Raw genomic sequence first — 18,915 nt, forward strand, 5'->3', positions numbered from 1 at the left:
AGCTTAGACCTCACAGCGGCCCCGCGATGCAGGTCGCGACCATGTAGCTGGCGACGCAGCCCTTCGCCTCGAAGCGGCCCATCACCGCACGTAGCTCGGCCGGCGTGAGCGGGCGGTGGCCATTGCGCGGCGTGCCCGCGCCGATGCCCTTCACCGATCGCAGGAACTCGCGCGCGCTCTTGTGCGCCATGGGTATCGTCTCGATCTCCACCTCCAGCCCGATGGCCGCCAGTTGCGCGGCGGACGGATAATCGCGCGTGCCGGCGGCAAGGTCGCCATGCGCGCGGCGCCACTCGAAGAAGCTGCCCTCGGCGAGCGTCGTGAACACCAGCCGCCCCTCCGGCGAAAGCCGGCGGCGCAGCCGTGCGACCGCCCCGGCGAGATCGCCGAACCACTGGAAACTCAGGCTGGAACAGATCAGGTCGAAGCGCCCCGCGACATCGGGATGCTCACCGTCCATCGCCGCGAAGGACAGGTTCGGCCGGTCGCCCAGCCGTTGGCGCGCGCGATCCACCATGGCGGGGGCGATGTCCGTCACCAGCCAGCGCGCATCGGGCAGGCGATCGACCAGTTCGATGCTGAGGAAGCCGGTGCCGCAGCCGATCTCCAGCACGCGCGGGGCGGGTGGTGGCGGCAGCGCGAGGATGCGCTCGGCGAGCTTCTCCGCCACGATGCGCTGCACGGCGGCGTGCGCGTCGTAATGCGCGGCGCGGCCGAAGGCGTCGGCGACGCTCATGCCGCGAAGGCCCGGAGGTGATCGGCCACCCATTGGGGATGGGTGAGGGGGAGGAGGTGGCCCCCCTCCGCCAGCGTTTCGCGGCGGGCACCGGCGAAGGTGCTCGCGCGCATGGCGGCGGGCAGGAGGGGGTCGGCGCCCCCTTGGAGGATGAGAACATCCCGTTCGCCGTCATTGCGAGCGTAGCGAAGCAATCCATCGCTCCGGGCGCCGCGCATGTGGATTGCTTCGTCGCTACGCTCCTCGCAATGACGAGCATTGTTCGAAGCGAGCGTTTCGAGATCGGCGGCCAGCGATGCCGCGTCGATCCGCTCCGGCGGCGTTTCCGCCCCGATCCGGGCACGGAAATCGGCCAGCACCTCGCGGGGAGCCTCTCCGAACCGCTTGCGCATCCGTTCGACCACACGCGGCGGCACCGCGTTCTCGCCGGTGAAGCGATCGAAGCCGTTGACCGCGACGAGCCGGTCGAACCGCCCCGCCAGCAGCATCGCACCCAGCGAATGGCCGACCGCGACCACCGGTCCCGCGACCGGATCGGCGGAGGCGGCGCCGAAATAGCCGCGATCCCACGCCACCGTCTCGAACTCCGGCAAGGCCGCGCGCACCCCGTCCCACAGGTTTGCATCTAGCCCCCATCCGTGGAGGAAGAGCAGCCTCATCGCGCCATCCTTGCCACGATCGCGTCGGCGAGCCGGCCGATGTCGCCTTCCGCATGGGTGGCGCGCAGCGCGAGGCGCAGGCGGCTGGTGCCGGGCGGCACGGTCGGCGGGCGGATCGCGGCGGCGAGCAGGCCGTCCTCCTGCAACGCGGCGGCCAGCGTCAGTGCGTCGGCCGCCTCGCCGACGATGGCGGGCACGATCTGGGTCGAGCTGTCGCCGGTGGCGATCCCCGCCGCGCGCAGCCGCGCGCGCAGATGCTCGCCATGCCGGGCGAGCCGGGCGCGCTCGGCCTCCATGCCGGGCACCAGCTCCAGCGCCGCATCGATGGCGCCGAGCATCGCGGGCGGCGGCGCGGTCGAGAAGATGAAGCCCCCGCAGGCGTTGACCAGATAGTCGATCAGCGCGCGGGATCCCGCGACATAGGCGCCGAAGCACCCCAGCGCCTTGCTGAACGTGCCCATCACAAGATCGGCACCGGGATGTTCGGCGGAGAGGCCGCGACCGTTCGGTCCCAGCACGCCGGTCGCGTGCGCCTCGTCGATATAGAGGAAGGCGTCGTGGGCCTTCGCGATCGCGGCCAGCCGGGCGATGTCGGCGCGATCGCCGTCCATGCTGAACACGCTCTCGGTGACGATCAGTTTCGGGCCGCCGTCATTCGCCGCCAGCAGTTCCTCCAGGTGATCGCAATCATTGTGGCGGAAGCGGATCTGGCGATGCCCGGCGGCACCCGCATGGAGGCTGGCGTGGATTAGCCGGTCGGTGAACAACAGGGTGCCCGGCGCCGCCTTCAGCAAGGCGGCCAGCACCGCCGCGTTGCAATGCCAGCCCGACGGGAAGAGCAAGGCGGCTTCGGCGCCCTTGAACGCCGCGATCCTCGCCTCGACCGCGAGATGCGCCTCATGCGTGCCGGTCACCAGTCGCGAGGCGCCTGCACCGGCGCCGTAACGCGCCGCCCATTCGGTCGCGCGCTCGATCAGCAGCGGATGGCGGGCGAGGCCGAGATAGTCGTTGCTGGAAAAATCGATCAAAGTCGCGCCGTCGCGCTCCAGCCGGCCGTCCGGGGCGAGTGCCGCCGGGTTTAGCCGCCGCCGCTCATGCCGGGCGTCGATCCGCTCCAGCGCGGCGGCGAGGAAGGTGTCGAGCGCAGCCATGACGCGCCGCCTCTAGCGCGGGGAGAGGCGGGGGGCCAGCCTTACACCGGCGCGGCCGACTTGCCCGCCGCGCCATAATGGTGCCACGCGAAGATCGCCGCCGCGCCGCGATGCGGGCGCCACGCATCGGCCAGTTCGCGCGTCAGCTTCTCGCTCGGCCGATCCTCCAGCCCGAGCAGGCGGCCCACTTCCACCTGCACCGCGAGGTCGCCTGCCGGCCAGATGTCCGGCCGCCCTTCGGCGAACAGCAGGTAGATTTCCGCCGACCAGCGCCCGATCCCCTTGATACGGACGAGATCGGCGATCGCCTGCTCGTCGTCGGCGTCGAGGCGGGCGAGGTCCAGCTCGCCCGAACCGACCAGCCCGGCGAGGCTGCGCGCATAGCCGGCCTTCTGGCGCGACAGGCCGCAGGCGCGAAGCTCCTCGTCGGTGGCGGCGAGCAGCAGCGCGGGATCGTTCATGTCGCCCAGGGCCGCCTCCAGCCGGTTCCACACCGCGCGCGCGGCATGGACGCTCACCTGCTGCCCCACGATGGTGCGCAGCAGGGTGGCGTAGCCGCGCTCCGAGATGCGCGCATCGGGCAGGCCGACCCGCTCGATGCCGCGCGCGAAGGCGGGTTCGAGGGCCGCCAGCGTGGTCAGCGAGGCATGAAGCTCATCAATCGGGATGCCCACGTCCTATCCTCTTGTCTTGTCGGCGGCCAATGCCCATAGCCGGGCCAAACGCCTACGTCACCCGGAGAGAAGTCCATGCCCAAGCTGATCGTCGTCACCCGTGAAGGCCAGGAGTCCACCGTCGAGGGCGAGGCCGGCCTCAGCGTGATGGAGGTGATCCGCGACAATGGCTTCGACGAGCTGATGGCGCTGTGCGGCGGCTGCTGCTCCTGCGCGACCTGCCACATCTACGTGGACGAGGCCTTCGCCGACCAGCTGCCGGCGATGAGCGAGGACGAGAACGACCTGCTGGACAGTTCGGACCACCGCAACGACACCTCGCGCCTGTCCTGCCAGATCCCGTTCAGCGCCGCGCTCGACGGCCTCAAGGTGACGATCGCGCCGGAGGACTAACCTTTTCCTCCCCATCATAAATGGGGAGGGTTCAACAGAGACACGTGTCTCTGTTGAACGCCGGAGGCGGTGGAGGGGCGGCGGTGGCACACCGCCGTCTGCGACGGCGGCTCCTCCACCATGTTTCGCATGGTCCCCCTCCCCACGCTTCGCGCAGGGAGGATTTTTACGCCCGCGTCGCCGCCGCGTAGAGCGCGATCGCGGCGGCGTTGGAGATGTTCAGGCTCTCCATGCGCGGCGAGATCGGCAGCTTGGCCAGCACGTCGCAATGCGCCTCGGTATTCTGGCGCATCCCTTCGCCCTCGGCGCCCAGCACCAGCGCCAGCTTGCCCGGCACCATCGCCTCGCCCAGCAGCACCTTGGTGTGGCCGGTGAGGCCGACGCGCCAGTATCCGGCCTCCGCCATCTCATCCAGAGCGCGGGCGAGGTTCACCACGCGGATCCACGGCATCATCTCCAGCGCGCCGGAGGCGGCCTTGGCGAGCGCCCCCGATTCGGGCGGGGCGTGGCGATCCTGCGTGACGATACCGAGCGCGTCGAAGGCCAGCGCCGATCGCAGCACCGCGCCGACATTGTGCGGATCGGTCACCTGATCGAGCACGATGATCGGGCGGCGATCGTCGGGGCCGGATGCGCGCTCGAACAGCTCGTCCAGCCACTTGTCGGGCAGCGGATCGCATTCGAGCACCAGGCCCTGGTGCGGCGCGTCGTGGGGCACCATCCGGCCGAGATCGGCGCCTTCGGCATATTGCACCGGAAAGCTTGTCTGCGGCAGGCCGAGGGCTGCGATCGCCTCGTGGCTGCCCCACAGCTTGCGGATCGTCCGCTCGGGGTTGGCGAGGGCGGCGGTGACCGCATGGCGGCCCCACAGACGGGTGCGGCCGGATTGGGCGGCGGAGGGGCGATGACCTTTGCGCATGATGGGCGCGCTTTTCTACGGACCTGCGTTGACAAGCAAGGGGACATTCGTCATGAGCCGCGCCTCGCCCCCGGCGTGCAAGCACGGAAGGGTGGCCGAGTGGTTAAAGGCAGCAGACTGTAAATCTGCCCGTGCAAGCGTACGCTGGTTCGAATCCAGCCCCTTCCACCACTCGCGCCGGGGGCGTTTCCATCCTGATCGGGTGATTTACGCGGCTGGCATGGCCCGACGCTTATTCGCGTCATTGCGAGCGCAGCGAAGCAATCCAGCCCGCCGTGTGGGGCAGTGGATTGCTTCGCTACGCTCGCAATGACGGGTGAGCGGTCTTAGCCCTCGCTCGCCTCGATCCGCGCGAGGAGCGTGCCTTCGGAGACCTGCGCACCGGCCGCCGGGCCGATCTCCGCGACGATGCCGTCGAACGGCGCGAGCAGCGCCTGCTCCATCTTCATCGCCTCGATCACGACGATGCGCTGGCCCTTGGTGACGGCATCGCCCGCCGCCACCTCCACCGCGACGACGCGGCCCGGCATGGGCGCGGTGAGGGCGCCGTCGGAGAGGGCACCGGCTGCGTTGCCATCGTATCGAGTCTTGATCGTAATCTTTTCGCCTTCGTCGAAGACATAAAGGCCGCCCTCGGCGGGTTCCGTCGAAACCCATTCCTCCGTCCAGTCGCCATCCATGACGATCGTCTCGCGCTTGCCATCGACGAAAAACGATGCGGCAAATTCGTTTTCCTGATTAAGGCGAAAACCGAGACATTCCCGCCAGACATTGCCGCATGAAGCAGATTGCAACTCGCTGGCGACCGTCCCGTAGGTCTTGCCGCTGAGTGGGCGGACGCTCTGAACGAGCAGCGCTATCCCAGCCTGACGCTTCAACGCATTGATGACGGCGCTGGTATCGGTCAGGGACGCTTCTTCGCTTCCGATGAAGCCGGTGGTGACGGCACCGGCCTTGAACTCAGGGCGGCGCAGCAGCTTGGCAAGGAAGCCGGCGTTGGTGGTGATCGGAGCGACTTCTGTTCCGGCGCATACTTCGGCCAAGCCGTTGATCGCGGCCTCGCGAGTAGCGGCGTGAACGATGATCTTGGCGATCATCGGATCGTAGAATGTCTGGATCACGTCGGTACGGTTGAGGCTGCTCTCGATGCGGACGTCGATGTCCGTGGGACTGGGAATGACCCAGTGATCGATCCGCCCCGCGCTCGGTAGAAACCCCTTGGCCGGGTCCTCCGCATAGAGCCGGGCCTCCATCGCCCAGCCGTTGATGCTCAGCTCCTCCTGCCGCTTCGGCAGCGGCTCGCCGCTCGCGACGCGGAGCTGCCATTCGACCAGATCCTGCCCGGTGATCTCCTCGGTCACCGGATGCTCGACCTGCAGGCGGGTGTTCATCTCCATGAACCAGATGCGGTCGGCGCGCAGGCCTTCCGACGCATCGGCGATGAACTCGATGGTGCCGGCGCCGACATAGTCGACCGCCTGCGCCGCGCGCACCGCCGCGCCGCACACCGCTTCGCGCGTCTCGGCGTCCATACCGGGGGCGGGGGCTTCCTCGATCACCTTCTGGTGGCGGCGCTGGAGCGAGCAGTCGCGCTCGAACAGGTGGACGACGTTGCCATGGGTGTCGCCGAACACCTGCACCTCGATGTGGCGCGGCGAGAGGATGTATTTCTCGATCAGCACGCGGTCGTCGCCGAACGACGAGGCCGCCTCGCGCTGGCACGAGGCGAGCGCGTCGCGGAAATCGGCGGCGCTCTCCACGCGCCGCATCCCCTTGCCGCCGCCGCCCGCGACCGCCTTGATCAGCACCGGATAGCCGATCGCGTCGGCCTCGGCCTGCAGACGATCGGGCGACTGGTCCTCACCGAGATAGCCGGGGGTGACGGGCACGCCCGCCGCGATCATCCGCTCCTTGGCGGCGTCCTTCAGGCCCATGGCGCGGATGCTGGCGGGCTTCGGGCCGACCCAGATCAGGCCAGCCGCGATCACCGCTTCCGCGAAGTCGGCATTCTCGGAGAGGAAGCCGTAGCCGGGATGGATCGCCTCGGCACCGGTGGACTTCGCCGCCGCGATGATCCGCTCGCCGACGAGGTAGCTTTCGCGCGCCGGCGCCGGGCCGATCGCCACCGCATCGTCCGCCATGCGGACGTGGAGCGCGTTCGCGTCGGCCTCCGAATAGACCGCGACGGTGCGGATGCCGAGCTTCCGCGCGGTGCGGATCACGCGGCAGGCGATCTCGCCGCGATTGGCGATGAGGAGGGATTGAATCATCGGGTCACCGCTTCCACAGACAGATGCGCGCCTTGGCGTTGAGCCAGCAGGCGCCCTTGCGCGTCAGCACGCCAAGCGGCGTCTGCGCGTGGAGCGAGCGGATGTCCTCGTTCCAGTAGCCGTTCGCCTCGGCACCGCGCACATCGAGCTGCGCGAAATAATCCTTCGAGACCAGCTCGGCGAAGGGCTTTCCGGAATTGAGCGCGGCGAAATCCTGCTTCGGTCCCTCGATCATGAACGAGCCGCCGGCCTGCACATTGTAGGAGCAGCGCCCTGAAATATAGGCCTTGCCGTCCACCTGCAGCAGGCAGCGGCCCCAATGGTATCCGGACGGCAGCGACTGGGGCGCGGCCTCGGCGGGCGTGCCTGCCAGCGGCAGGGCGGCGAGCATCGCGATCAGCAGCTTCATGCGGTATCCCTCCATGACGATCACATCCGGAACACGCCGAAGCGCGGACCCTCGGGAATGGGGGCGTTGAGGCAGGCGGCGAGGCTCAAGCCCAGCACGTCGCGGGTCTGGACGGGATCGACGATGCCGTCGTCCCACAGGTGCGCGGTGGCGTGCCAGGGGTTGCCTTCATCCTCATATTTCTGGCGGATTGGGGCCTTGAAGGCCTCGGCTTCCTCTGGTGTCCATTTGTCGGCGTCGCGGTGGACGGTGGCCAGCACCGACGCCGCCTGCTCGCCGCCCATCACCGAGATGCGGCTGTTGGGCCAGGTCCACAGGAAGCGTGGGCTATAGGCACGGCCCGCCATGCCGTAATTGCCCGCGCCGAAGCTGCCGCCGATCAGCATCGTGATCTTGGGGACGGACGCGGTGGCGACGGCGGTGACCAGCTTGGCGCCGTGCTTGGCGATGCCCTCCGCCTCGTACTTGCCGCCGACCATGAAGCCCGAGATGTTCTGGAGGAACAGAAGGGGGATGCGCCGCTGGCAGGCGAGTTCGATGAAGTGCGCGCCCTTCACGGCGGCTTCCGAGAACAGCACGCCGTTATTGGCGAGGATCGCCACCGGCATCCCCCAGATGTGCGCGAAGCCGGTGACGAGCGTAGTGCCGTAGAGCGGCTTGAACTCGTGAAACTCCGACCCATCGACGATCCGCGCGATCACATCGTGCACGTCATAGGGTGCGCGGACATCCTCGGGGATCAGTCCGTACAATTCCTCCGCCGCAAATTTGGGCGGGCGTGGTTCCTTCAGCGCGATGTCGGGCGTGCGATCGGCCGGCAGCGTCGCCACGATGTCGCGCACGATGGTCAGCGCGTGCTCGTCATTCTCGGCGAGATGATCGACCACGCCGGACTTCCGCGCATGAAGATCGCCGCCGCCGAGATCCTCGGCCGAGATCACCTCGCCCGTCGCCGCCTTCACCAGCGGAGGCCCCGCGAGGAAGATCGTGCCCTGATTGCGCACGATCACCGTCTCGTCGGACATCGCCGGCACATAGGCGCCGCCCGCCGTGCAGCTGCCCATCACGCAAGCGATCTGCGGAATGCCCAGCGCCGACATCTGCGCCTGGTTGAAGAAGATGCGGCCGAAATGCTCGCGATCGGGGAAGACCTCGGCCTGGTGGGGGAGGTTGGCGCCGCCGCTGTCGACCAGATAGATGCAGGGCAGCCGGTTCTCGCGCGCAATCTCCTGCGCGCGCAAATGCTTCTTGACGGTGAGCGGGTAGTAGGTGCCGCCCTTCACCGTCGCGTCGTTGCACACGATCATGCACATCCGGCCGGAAACGCGGCCGATGCCCGCGATCATGCCGGCGCCAGGCACCTCGTCACCATATTCGCCGTTCGCCGCGAGCTGGCCGACTTCGAGGAAGGGCGCGCCGGGATCGAGCAGGTGGCCGATGCGATCGCGGGGCAGCAACTTGCCGCGCGAAACGTGCCGCTCGCGCGAAGATTCGGAGCCGCCGAGCGCCGCCTTGGCGACGTCGGCGCGCAGCGTCTCGGCGAGACCACGATTGTGCGCGGCGCGGCGGCGGAAGTCCTCAGAGGCGGGATTGGCGATGCTGGTGAGGATGGCGCCCATCTTACTGAGCGGCCCCGATCAGCTCGCGGCCGATCAGCATGCGGCGGATCTCGTTGGTGCCGGCGCCGATGTCGAGCAGCTTGGCATCGCGCAGATAGCGCTCGACCGGCCAGTCCTTGGTGTAGCCCGCGCCGCCGAGAGCCTGGATCGCCTCGTTGGCGACCTTCACCGCATTCTCGGAGGCGAGCAGTATCGCGCCCGCCGCGTCGTAGCGGGTGGTCTTGCCGGCATCGCAGGCCTTCGCCACCGCATAGACGTAGGCGCGCGACGAATTGAGCGCGACCACCATGTCGGCCACCTTCGCCTGCATCAGTTGGAAGCTGCCGATCGGCGTCCCGAACTGCTTTCGCTCGCGCACGTAGGGCAGCACCGTGTCGAGGCAGGCCTGCATGATGCCGAGCTGGATGCCCGAGAGCACCACGCGCTCGTAATCGAGGCCCGACATCAGCACCTTCACGCCGCCGTGAAGCGGCCCCATCACCTGCTCGTCCGCGACGAAGCAGTCGTCGAACACCAGTTCGGCCGTCGGCGAGCCGCGCATCCCCATCTTGTCGATCTTCTGGCCGATCGAGAAACCGGCGAAGTCCTTTTCGATCAGGAAGGCGGTGATGCCCTTGGAGCCGCCGTCCGGCACCGTCTTGGCGTAGACCACCAGCGTGTCGGCATAAGGCGCGTTGGTGATCCAGAATTTCGTGCCGTTGAGCCGGTATCCGCCGTCCACCTTGTCGGCACGCAGCTTCATGGAGACGACGTCGGATCCGGCGCCGGCCTCCGACATGGCGAGGCTGCCGACATGCTCGCCGGAGATCAGCTTGGGGAGATATTTCGCCTTCTGCTCCGGGTTGGCCCAGCGGCGGATCTGGTTGACGCAGAGGTTCGAGTGCGCGCCGTAGGAGAGGCCGACCGAGGCCGAGGCGCGGGCCACCTCCTCCTGCGCGACGACATGCTCGAGATAGCCCAAGCCGAGGCCGCCGAAATCCTCCTCGACGGTGATGCCGTGCAGGCCGAGCGCGCCCATTTCGGGCCACAACTCGCGCGGGAAGCTGTCTTCCGCGTCGATCCTTGCCGCGATCGGCGCGATCCGCTCGGCGGCGAAACGCGCCGTGGTGTCGCGGATCGTGTCCGCCATCTCGCCGAGCGCGAAGTCGAACGCCTGCATCCAGTCTCTCCAGCTATCCTATGGGGACGCCTCATACCGCAGGCGGTTCCGCGAGAAAAATTGAAAGGTGCCGGCCAACATCATAGAGACTGTCTATGATCGATCGCTATCTGCTGCGCTATTTCCTGAGCGTCATAGACCAGGGCAATTTCTCGCGCGCGGCGGCCGCCTGCAACGTCTCGCAGCCGACGCTGTCGGTGGGCATCGCCAAGCTGGAGCGCGACGTCGGCCGTCCGCTCTTTCACCGCACCAACAAGCGCGTCGAGCTGACCGAGGCGGGCGTGCGCTTCGCCGTCCACGCGCGACGGATCGAGGCGGAATTCGCGCTGGCCGAGCGCGCGGTGGCCGGGGCGGGGGCGACCTCCACCGTGCGGCTCGGCGTGCTGACCACCTTGCCGCAGGCGTGGATCGACCGGCTGCTCGCGGATCCGGCGATGGCAAGCGAGCGGTTCGAGCTGGTCGAGGGGCGCGAGCGCGAACTGGTCGAACGGCTGTCGCGCGGGCGGATCGACATGGCGCTGACCATCATCCGGCCCGACCAGCATCGCTTCACCGCCGAGCCGTTGCTGGAGGAAGGCTATGCGCTGGCCTTGCCCGCCACGCACCCGCTCGCCAACCGGGCCGAGATCGAGGCCGAGGAACTGGCCGGCGAGACGATGATCGTGCGCCGCCAGTGCGAGGTGCTGGCCGATACCAGCCGCCACTTCACCGCGCGCGGCGTGCGGCCATTCTTCGCGGCGCGGACCACCAACGACGAGCGGGCGCTGGCCCTAGTGCGTGCGGGCGTGGGGATCACGGTGATGCCGGCGGGCTATGCGGCGGCCGGCGTTGCCAGGCCCCGGATCGCGGGCTTCATGATCCGGCGCGAGATCGGGCTGCTGTTCGGCCATCACGCGGTCGGCTGGCGCGATACGGGCGGCGTGGTCGCAGCGATCCGCGCCACGGTGGCGGCGTTTGGTGGGTCGGGCGCGCGTTGAGCCTTTCCCGATACGAAAACAGGCCCGATCCGAAGATCGAGCCTGCTGTTCGACTGGTGACCGGATCGTCGATCCGGTCGGTCAGCGGATCGAAATCACGGGCTGGTGCTGTTGCTGCCGCTCGTGGCGATGCCGACGCCGATGCCGACGCCGACGAGGGCCGCCAGCAGGCCGCCGGTCGCGGCCGTCGTCAGGTCCGAACCCTTCTTGTTGAGCTTCGCGCCGACGCGTGCATTGCTCTGCAGGCCGACCGGCTGCAGCTTCAGCGCCGCGCCCGACGGGCGCACCGGCTGGCTGGCGAGAACCGGCGAAGCGACGAGAGTCGCCCCGGCCAGAGCGGCGAGAATGAAACGTGCCATATTGCTCCCCTTCGTAGAAGGCATGGCCAGCCTCGCGGCCCCGTGCCTACAGCGTCACTCTTTTCGTTGCGCCGCACAAAGTCAAGCCCCCCGATTAACTAATCTGCATTTGGAACAAGCTCTTCGGCCGCGAAATCATCAACCGCGATGACTTTGGCGATCACCCGATCCGTGGCTTCGAGCTGGCTCCGTTCGGCCTCCGGAAGAATGGTTTCCGGGGCATTCCGCCAATCCTTCACCCGCGCCCTGCGTAGCCGGTCGCGGATCGGCTGGGTTTCGGCGACGAGCGCGAAGGCCTCGTCCAGCCTGGCGACCGCATCCCCGTCGCGGCCCCGGTAGATGTTCGCGGTAAGCCGGCCGCGCGATTCGGACGGGGCCGTCAGGATCGCCGCGGTCTTGCGGATCAGCCAGTCGGACGGGCCGCGCGCCCGGCGGCCGAAGGGCATGACGAACAGGCGCAGCATCCAGCGCACCGGCCGGCTCGGCATGTTGGCGATCAACTGGTCGAAACGGTCCTCGATGGTGCGGAAGCCGCTTTCCATCACGTAGCGCAGCAGCACCCAGTCGGCATCCTGCCGGCCCTCATCCTCCCAGCGCTTGAGCGCGGCGGAGAGCAGGTAGAGTTCGGAGAGAATGTCGCCGAGCCGCGCGGACAGCAACTCGCGCCGCTTGAGTTCGCCGCCCAGCGACAGGAAGGCGATGTCCGAGCAGAAGGCGAAGGCGGCCGAATAGCGCGACATCTGGCGATAGAAGCGCTTGGCGCGCCCCGCGTCCGGCGCGGGGGCGAAGACGCCGCCCGTCCAGCTGCGCACCGCCGCGCGGATCGCCGTCTTGAGCGCGTGGGCGACATGCTTCCACAGCACCGCGTCGAACTCGGTAAGCGCGAGCGCCTTGTCGTCCTCCCCGATCGCGCGGATCTCGTCGAGCAGATAGGGGTGCGATCGGATCGCGCCCTGCCCGAACACCATCAGCGAGCGGGTGAGGATGTTGGCGCCCTCCACCGTGATCGCGACCGGCACGGAGCGGTAGCTGTTGCCGAGATAATTGCTCGGCCCGTCGATGATCGCCTTGCCGCCGTGCACGTCCATCGCGTCGTTGATCGTGACACGCATCCGCTCGGTGGCGTGCAGCTTCATGACCGACGAGATGACGGCCGGGTGGTGGCCCATGTCCAGCCCCGCGCAGGTGAGCTTGCGCGCGGCATCGAGCAGATAGGCGTTGCCGGCGATGCGGGCGAGCTTCTCCTGCACGCCCTCGAACTCGGCGATCGGCACGTGAAACTGCTGGCGCACGCGCGCATAGGCGCCGGTCGTCCAGGCGGCGAAGGCGGCGGCGGCGGCCGATTGCGAGGGCAGGGAGATGCCCCGTCCGGCGGCCAGCGCGCTCATCAGCATCCGCCAGCCCTGGCCGACGCGCTCGCGCCCGCCGATGATATTGTCGAGCGGAATGAACACGTCGTGCCCCTCATTGGGGCCGTTCATGAAGGCCTGCATGGCGGGCAAATGGCGCCGCCCGATCTCGACCCCCGGCAGATCGGTGGGGACGAGCGCGACGGTGATGCCGATCTCCTCCTCGCCGCCCAGCAGCTTCTCGGGATCGGAGAGCTTGAAGGCGAGGCCGAGGATGGTCGCTACCGGGCCGAGCGTGATGTAGCGCTTGTGCCAGTTCAGCCGGATGCCGAGCACGCGCTCGCCTTGCCACTCGCCGAAGGTGACGATGCCGGTGTCGGTCATCGAGGCGGCATCCGATCCGGCCTCCGGCGAGGTGAGGCCGAAGCAGGGGATCTCGCGCCCGTCGGCGAGGCGGGGCAGCCAGTGCGCCTTTTGCGCATCGGTGCCGAACTTCATGATCAGCTCGCCCGGCCCGAGCGAATTGGGCACCATCGCGGTGACGGCCGCGGCGGACGACCGGGTCGAGAGCTTGCGCACCACTTCGCTGTGGCCCAGTGCCGAGAAACCGAGGCCGCCATAGTCCTTCGGGATGATCATGCCGAAGAAGCGCTCGCGCTTCAGCAGATCCCAGGCGGCGGGCGGGAGGTCATGATCCTCGAAGGTCGCCTTCCAGTCGTCGACCAGCGCGCAGAGTTCCTCCACCGGCCCGTCGAGGAAGGCCTGTTCCTCCGCCGACAGGCTCGCGGGTGGCACGTCGAGCAGGACGTTCCAGTCCGGATTGCCGGTGAACAGGGCCGCATCGAGCCAGGTATCGCCGGCGTCGATCGCCTCGGCCTCGGTTCCGGAAAGCGCGGGCATCACGCCTTCCACCGCCTTGAAGACGGGGCGGGTGACGATGTCGCGGCGCAGGGTGGAAACGGTCATGGACAATCCTCTCGTTTCGGTCTGCAACGCAAACCGCGCCCGAGAGGTCCATGCCCCGCGCCGGACGGCGCCTCAAGATTTCAGGATCGTAACACGAACACGCCTGCGATCAGCGCCCCCCACATGATCGTGCTGACGAACAAACCCATCGTCCATCCCGCCACTTCACGGCGCGACGCACTCGGACCGACCATCGACTTCCTCTCCGACGCAACATCATTGTTGTTCGGGAATCGTAACAGGTCTGACACAAAATCCCAATCGACTTTGGTCGAGTTGCACTATTCGAAACCGGCGACCGCGTGCGGGATATAAGGGGATTCCAGCCGCTCGATCTCGTCGTCCGTGAGCGTGATGTCGAGCGCGGCGATCGCGTCGTCCAAATGGTTGATCTTGGACGCGCCGACGATCGGCGCGGAGACTTCCGGCTTGTCCAGCACCCAGGCCAGTGCGATCTGCGCGCGGGGCAGGCCGCGCGCCTCGGCGATCGCGGCCACCGCATCGACCACCTTGCGATCGGCGTCGCCCGTCTTCGCGTAGAGCGTCTTGCCGAACTTGTCGGTCTCGGATCGCTCCGTCGTCGCATCCCAGTCGCGGGTGAGGCGGCCGCGGGCTAGCGGACTCCACGGGATCACGCCGACGCCTTCGCTTTCGCACAGCGGCAGCATCTCGCGCTCCTCCTCGCGGTAGAGCAGGTTGAGATGGTTCTGCATGGTGACGAAGCGCGTCCAGCCATTCTGCTCGGCGACATGGAGCATCGTGGCGAACTGCCAGGCGTACATGGACGAGGCGCCGATATAGCGCGCCTTGCCCGCCTTCACGACGTCATGCAGTGCCTCCAGCGTCTCCTCGATCGGCACGTCGTAATCGAAGCGGTGGATCTGGTAGAGGTCGACATAATCGGTGCCGAGCCGGGTCAGCGAGGCATCGATCTGCGCCATGATCGCCTTGCGGGACAGGCCGGCGCCGTTCGGCCCCTTGTGCATCCGCCCGTTGACCTTGGTGGCGATCACCACCTCGTCGCGGGAAATGAAGTCCTTGAGCGCGCGGCCGACAATCTCTTCCGACGTACCGTCCGAATAGACGTTGGCCGTGTCGAAGAAGTTGATGCCGGCCTCCACGGCGTGACGGATGATCGGCCGGCTTTTCTCCTCGTCGAGCGTCCATTCGTGCGGCCCGCGATCCGGCACGCCGAAGGTCATGCAGCCGAGGCAGAGCGGCGAGATGTCGAGGCCGGTATTGCCGAGTTTGCGATAGTCCATGCGTGATCTCCAGATCCGGGCCTAATTTCATGCCGCACCTGCAGCACGACTATTCCTGAGCGGTCGGTTCGATTAACTCTCCGGCGCCATTTTGTGTTGCTTGACCGGTTCGTGTCCTGAGGGGAACCATGCAACTGCCGTGTGCGATTTTCGGGCACAAGCCCGATAAGACCCGTGTATGGAACGACAATGTCGATTTCCGCGCGCCCTGCATCCGCTGCGGCGCGGCGATGCTTCGCGACGAGCGCAAGAATTGGCGCCTGTTCGATGACGAGATGGACGGCGCCTCGAACCGCAAGCAGCATCGCCACGAAAAGGGTGAAGAACTCTAGCCGTCCGCGCCGACCGTGAAGGTGTCGCACTGGGCGGGATCGCCGCTGTCGATGCCGCGCTTGAGCCACTTCATCCGTTCGGCCGAGGTTCCGTGGGTGAAGCTGTCGGGCACGACGCGACCCTGCGCTTCCTGCTGGAGCGTATCGTCGCCGATGGCGTGCGCGGCCTTCATCCCGCCCTCGACGTCGCCCGGCTCGATCCGGTCGCGATTGTGCGCCGCCCAGACGCCGGCGAAGCAGTCGGCCTGCAGCTCGACCAGTACCTGGATGGCGTTGGACTCCTTGGTCGAGGCGGATCTCTGCCGCTGGTTGGCCTGGCCCAATATGCCGAGTTCGTCCTGCACATGGTGGCCGACCTCGTGCGCGATGACATAGGCCTGCGCGAAATTGCCATCCACGCCGAACTTGTTTTTCAGCTCGTCGTAGAATTCGGTGTCGAGGTAGATGCGCTTGTCGTTGGGGCAGTAGAACGGCCCCATCGCCGATTGCGCCGCGCCGCAGCCCGACATGCCGTTGCGGCTGTAGAAGATCAGCGCGGTGGGCGTATATTCCTTGCCCTGCTGGGCGAAGATCGGCCCCCACGTGTCCTCCGTATTGGCGAGCACCTGACAGGAGAATTTGCTCGCCGCATCGGCCGAACAGGCCTTCGCCGCGCTCTCGTGGCTGATCGTCGGGCCGCCGCCACGCGGCAGCGCATTCTGGCCGCCGCCCATCAGGCCGAGCGGGTTCACGCCGAACAGCATCGCGCCGATCACCAGTACCACGATCCCGCCGATGCCGAAGCGGCTGCCGACGATCCCAAACAGCAGGGGCAGCAGCCCGCCGCCGCCGCCTAAGCCGCCGCCTCCGCCAAAATCCTGGCCGCGCTCGTCACCGACATTGTCGCTGGTCCGGTAGTCGTCGAGCCGCATGTCTGGTCCCCAGGGAGATTCGCCCGCCGACCATAATGCGCGCCAACGGGGATCGTTGCAAAATCGTCATGATCCTGTGCTTGATGCAATGCAGCAAAGGGACCATCTTGCCGTCATGTCCGAGGCCGATCCGAAACGGCGCAGGTCCGCGCCCCCTCCGCCGCTCCCGTTGCCGCCGCAGGTGGCGCTCGTCCTGCAGGGGGGCGGCGCGCTCGGTTCCTTCCAGGGCGGCATCTACGAGGCGCTGCACGAGGCCGCGATCGAGATCGACTGGGTCGCCGGCATCTCGATCGGCGCGGTCAACGCCGCCATCATCGCCGGCAATCCGCCGGAACGGCGGCTGGCGCGGCTCAGGGAGTTCTGGGCGATCGTCACCTCGGCGCTGCCGAGCTTCCCGATCCCCTTCGTCCACGACCAGATGCGCGAGGCGCTCAACGAATGGTCGGCGGCTCTGGTCGCCACCGGCGGCGTACCGGGCTTCTTCTCGCCGCGTCCCTGGCCGCCCGCGATGGCGATCCCCGGCACGATCGAGGCGCTGAGCTTCTATGACACGACCCCGCTGGTCGAGACGCTGAACGGCCTCGTCGACTGGGATCTGCTCAACGACGGGCCGGTGCGCCTGTCCGTCGGCGCGGTCGAGATCGAGAGCGGCAATTTCCGATTCTTCGACACCAAGCACGACCGGATCGATCATCGCCACATCATGGCATCCGGCGCGCTGCCGCCGGGCCTGCCGCCGGTCGAGATCGACGGGAAATGGTATTGGGACGGCGGCGTCGTCTCCAACACGCCGCTCAGCCATGTCCTCGACAATCAGAGCGAGGACATGCTGATCTTCCAGGTGGATCTCTTCTCGTCCAAGGGTGCCTTGCCCCGCACGATGATGGACGTGGCGGCGCGCGCCAAGGAGATCCAGTATTCCAGCCGGACGCGCACCATCTCCGACCAGCTGATGAAGGCCCGCAAGCGCCGCGAGGTCGCCGCGCGCGTGCTCGCCAAGCTGCCGCCCGAGCTGCAGGACGATCCCGACGTGAAGGAACTGACCGCGATCGCGCACGAAAATGCCGTCGCGCTGGTCCAGCTCATCTACCGCGCCAACGCCTGGGAGGGCGGATCGCGCGACTATGAATTCTCCGAGCGCACCCGCGTCGAACACTGGCAGGCGGGCCGCGACGCGGTGGCGCGCACGATCAGCAATTCGGCGGTGCTCGCCAAGGACATTTCCGGCCGCAAGACGATGGCCTTCGACCTCAATCGACCCTGACCAACCAAGGAGATCCCCATGTTCCTCAAGGGCAAGACCGCGCTCGTCACCGGCTCCACCTCGGGCATCGGGCTGGCCTACGCCAAGGCGCTGGCCGCCGAGGGCGCGCAGGTGATGATCAACGGCTTCGGCGACGCCGACGCGATCGAGAAGGAGCGCGCCGCGCTGGAGGCGACCAGCGGCAAGGCGCTCTACAGCGACGCCGACATGACCAAGCCCGAGTCGATCGCGGCGATGGTGAAGCGCTGCCACGACGAACTGGGCGGACCGGACATCGTGATCGCCAATGCCGGCGTCCAGCATGTCGAGCCGATCGACACCTTCCCGGTGGCGAAGTGGGACCAGATCATCGCGATCAACCTCTCCTCGGCCTTCCACCTGATGCAGGCGGCGATCCCGCTGATGAAGGAAAAGAAGTGGGGGCGGATCATCTCGACCGCGTCGGCTCACTCCAAGGTCGCCTCGCCGTTCAAGTCCGCCTACGTCACCGCCAAGCACGGCATCGCCGGCCTCACCAAGACGGCGGCGCTGGAGACGGCGACCTTCGGCATCACGGTCAACTGCATCTCGCCGGGCTATGTCTGGACGCCGCTGGTCGAGAATCAGATTCCGGACACGATGAAGGCGCGCAACATGACGCGCGAGCAGGTGATCAACGACGTGCTGCTCGATGGCCAACCGACCAAGCAGTTCGTCACCGCCGAGCAGGTGGCGGCGCTGGCCGTGTTCCTGTGCCGCGACGAGGCGGCGCAGATCACCGGGTCCAACTATTCGATCGATGGCGGCTGGACGGCGGAGTGATCCGAAACCGCTGGCGCGGGCCTGCCAAGGCTGGCTAAGACGTCGGCGATGACCATCGCGCCCGCCCGTCTGCTCGCCTTGACCCTGTGCGCCGGCCTCGCGGCGTGCGCGCACAACCGGCAGCCATGCCCGCCGCCGGCGCCCGGCACGGCGGGGGCAGGCGGCTTGCCCGACTGGCACGACGCGATCACCGATCCCGATCACGTGCGCCTGCGCGACTGGCGCAAGGCGTTCGTGACGGGGCTCGATCAGGCGCGCGGCGACGGCCATGGCGCGGAAATCGATGCGCAGGGCCGGCTGCTCGATCCCGACACGGCGATGGACGGCGCGACGCTGCCGGTCGGTTTCTATCGCTGCCGGGTCATCAAGCTCGGCTCGCGCGACGCCGGGCGCCTCACCTACATCGCTTATCCGGAGCATCGTTGCGAGGTGCGTCCGTCCGACAGCCTGACCCGGCTGATCGAGCTGGACGGGCTGCAGCGCCCTTCGGGGCGCCTCTATCCGGATGGCCCGTCGCGCACCGTCTTTCTCGGCACCATGATCCTCGGCGACGAGCAGAAGCCGATCACCTACGGCCGCGACGTCGATCGCGACATGGTCGGCGCGGTCCAGCGCATCGGCGAGCATCAGTGGCGGATGCTGATCCCCGATCCCGCCTGGGAATCCAAGATCGACGTGATGGAGCTGGTGCCGGAGGGCTGAACC

19 protein-coding genes and 1 tRNA gene are annotated in these 18,915 nt (G+C 67.8%); 7 read left to right on the forward strand and 13 right to left on the reverse strand.

Annotated elements, in window-relative coordinates:
• Positions 1–10 precede the first annotated feature (10 nt).
• From QGN17_RS18710 to QGN17_RS18725, 4 genes are read right to left on the reverse strand one after another with little or no spacing between them, the layout of a single operon-like run.
• Positions 11–736, reverse strand: a complete 726-nt coding sequence (locus QGN17_RS18710) for a methyltransferase (RefSeq protein ID WP_281046123.1) — start codon at positions 734–736, stop codon at positions 11–13.
• Positions 733–1,395 (reverse strand): alpha/beta fold hydrolase, encoded by a 663-nt coding sequence (locus QGN17_RS18715; RefSeq protein WP_281046124.1) that lies wholly within the window; start codon positions 1,393–1,395, stop codon positions 733–735. The genes QGN17_RS18710 and QGN17_RS18715 overlap by 4 nt, the downstream gene beginning before the upstream one ends.
• Positions 1,392–2,546, reverse strand: coding sequence for an aminotransferase class I/II-fold pyridoxal phosphate-dependent enzyme (locus QGN17_RS18720; RefSeq protein ID WP_281046125.1), 1,155 nt, complete (start codon positions 2,544–2,546; stop codon positions 1,392–1,394). Before QGN17_RS18720 ends, QGN17_RS18715 begins: the two co-directional genes overlap by 4 nt.
• Before the next feature lie 41 nt (positions 2,547–2,587).
• A complete protein-coding gene (locus QGN17_RS18725; protein WP_281046126.1) occupies positions 2,588–3,220 on the reverse strand; it encodes a DNA-3-methyladenine glycosylase family protein in 633 nt (210 codons plus the stop codon).
• Positions 3,221–3,295: 75 nt separating this feature from the next.
• Here QGN17_RS18725 and QGN17_RS18730 point away from each other — a divergent pair, with 75 nt between their 5' ends.
• Positions 3,296–3,613 (forward strand): 2Fe-2S iron-sulfur cluster-binding protein, encoded by a 318-nt coding sequence (locus tag QGN17_RS18730; RefSeq protein ID WP_281046127.1) that lies wholly within the window; start codon positions 3,296–3,298, stop codon positions 3,611–3,613.
• Between the two features lie 166 nt (positions 3,614–3,779).
• On the opposite strand, the gene QGN17_RS18735 is transcribed toward QGN17_RS18730, so the two are convergent.
• Complete coding sequence (locus QGN17_RS18735; protein ID WP_281046128.1) at positions 3,780–4,532, reverse strand: TrmH family RNA methyltransferase; 753 nt, start codon at positions 4,530–4,532, stop codon at positions 3,780–3,782.
• Positions 4,533–4,617: 85 nt separating this feature from the next.
• Here QGN17_RS18735 and QGN17_RS18740 point away from each other — a divergent pair.
• Positions 4,618–4,703, forward strand: a tRNA-Tyr gene (locus tag QGN17_RS18740).
• 155 nt (positions 4,704–4,858) lie between these two features.
• On the opposite strand, the gene QGN17_RS18745 is transcribed toward QGN17_RS18740, so the two are convergent.
• From QGN17_RS18745 to QGN17_RS18760, 4 genes are read right to left on the reverse strand one after another with little or no spacing between them, the layout of a single operon-like run.
• Complete coding sequence (locus tag QGN17_RS18745) at positions 4,859–6,802, reverse strand: acetyl/propionyl/methylcrotonyl-CoA carboxylase subunit alpha (protein WP_281046129.1); 1,944 nt, start codon at positions 6,800–6,802, stop codon at positions 4,859–4,861.
• Positions 6,803–6,806: 4 nt separating this feature from the next.
• Positions 6,807–7,211 carry a hypothetical protein gene (locus tag QGN17_RS18750; protein ID WP_281046130.1) on the reverse strand — a complete coding sequence of 135 codons (405 nt, stop codon included), beginning with the start codon at positions 7,209–7,211 and terminating at the stop codon, positions 6,807–6,809.
• A 20-nt stretch (positions 7,212–7,231) separates the two neighbouring features.
• Positions 7,232–8,830 carry a carboxyl transferase domain-containing protein gene (locus QGN17_RS18755; protein WP_281046131.1) on the reverse strand — a complete coding sequence of 533 codons (1,599 nt, stop codon included), beginning with the start codon at positions 8,828–8,830 and terminating at the stop codon, positions 7,232–7,234.
• Between the two features lies 1 nt (position 8,831).
• Positions 8,832–9,989: an isovaleryl-CoA dehydrogenase gene (locus tag QGN17_RS18760; RefSeq protein WP_281046132.1), complete on the reverse strand. Its 1,158-nt coding sequence runs from the start codon at positions 9,987–9,989 to the stop codon at positions 8,832–8,834.
• Between the two features lie 95 nt (positions 9,990–10,084).
• Between QGN17_RS18760 and QGN17_RS18765 the strand changes: the two genes are divergently transcribed.
• On the forward strand, positions 10,085–10,966 hold the full coding sequence (locus QGN17_RS18765) for a LysR family transcriptional regulator (RefSeq protein ID WP_281046133.1): 882 nt from the start codon (positions 10,085–10,087) through the stop codon (positions 10,964–10,966).
• Between the two features lie 95 nt (positions 10,967–11,061).
• On the opposite strand, the gene QGN17_RS18770 is transcribed toward QGN17_RS18765, so the two are convergent.
• From QGN17_RS18770 to QGN17_RS18780, 3 genes are all read right to left on the reverse strand, one after another.
• Entirely contained in the window at positions 11,062–11,325 is a 264-nt protein-coding gene (locus QGN17_RS18770) for a hypothetical protein (protein WP_281046134.1), read from the reverse strand.
• Between the two features lie 98 nt (positions 11,326–11,423).
• Entirely contained in the window at positions 11,424–13,640 is a 2,217-nt protein-coding gene (locus QGN17_RS18775; protein ID WP_281046135.1) for an acyl-CoA dehydrogenase, read from the reverse strand.
• 281 nt (positions 13,641–13,921) lie between these two features.
• The gene (locus QGN17_RS18780; RefSeq protein ID WP_281046136.1) at positions 13,922–14,902 is read right to left on the reverse strand and encodes an aldo/keto reductase; all 981 of its coding nucleotides are present in this window, start codon (positions 14,900–14,902) and stop codon (positions 13,922–13,924) included.
• Between the two features lie 128 nt (positions 14,903–15,030).
• On the opposite strand from QGN17_RS18780, the gene QGN17_RS18785 reads away from it, so the two are divergent.
• Complete coding sequence (locus QGN17_RS18785) at positions 15,031–15,234, forward strand: DUF1660 family phage protein (RefSeq protein WP_281046137.1); 204 nt, start codon at positions 15,031–15,033, stop codon at positions 15,232–15,234.
• Here the strand turns inward: QGN17_RS18785 and ypfJ are convergent.
• Positions 15,231–16,145 (reverse strand): KPN_02809 family neutral zinc metallopeptidase, encoded by a 915-nt coding sequence (gene ypfJ / locus QGN17_RS18790; protein WP_281046138.1) that lies wholly within the window; start codon positions 16,143–16,145, stop codon positions 15,231–15,233. The genes QGN17_RS18785 and ypfJ overlap by 4 nt on opposite strands.
• A gap of 115 nt (positions 16,146–16,260) precedes the next feature.
• Between ypfJ and QGN17_RS18795 the strand changes: the two genes are divergently transcribed.
• Genes QGN17_RS18795 through QGN17_RS18805 form a run of 3 tightly spaced genes read left to right on the forward strand, consistent with a single transcriptional unit; the run spans position 16,261 to position 18,912 of the window.
• Positions 16,261–17,409 (forward strand): patatin-like phospholipase family protein, encoded by a 1,149-nt coding sequence (locus QGN17_RS18795; protein ID WP_281046139.1) that lies wholly within the window; start codon positions 16,261–16,263, stop codon positions 17,407–17,409.
• 18 nt (positions 17,410–17,427) lie between these two features.
• Positions 17,428–18,210 (forward strand): 3-hydroxybutyrate dehydrogenase, encoded by a 783-nt coding sequence (locus tag QGN17_RS18800; protein ID WP_281046140.1) that lies wholly within the window; start codon positions 17,428–17,430, stop codon positions 18,208–18,210.
• Positions 18,211–18,258: 48 nt separating this feature from the next.
• Positions 18,259–18,912, forward strand: coding sequence for a DUF4893 domain-containing protein (locus QGN17_RS18805; protein ID WP_281046141.1), 654 nt, complete (start codon positions 18,259–18,261; stop codon positions 18,910–18,912).
• Positions 18,913–18,915 lie beyond the last annotated feature (3 nt).

The organism is Sphingomonas oryzagri (assembly GCF_029906645.1).
GTDB classification, from domain to species: domain Bacteria; phylum Pseudomonadota; class Alphaproteobacteria; order Sphingomonadales; family Sphingomonadaceae; genus Solisphingomonas; species Solisphingomonas oryzagri.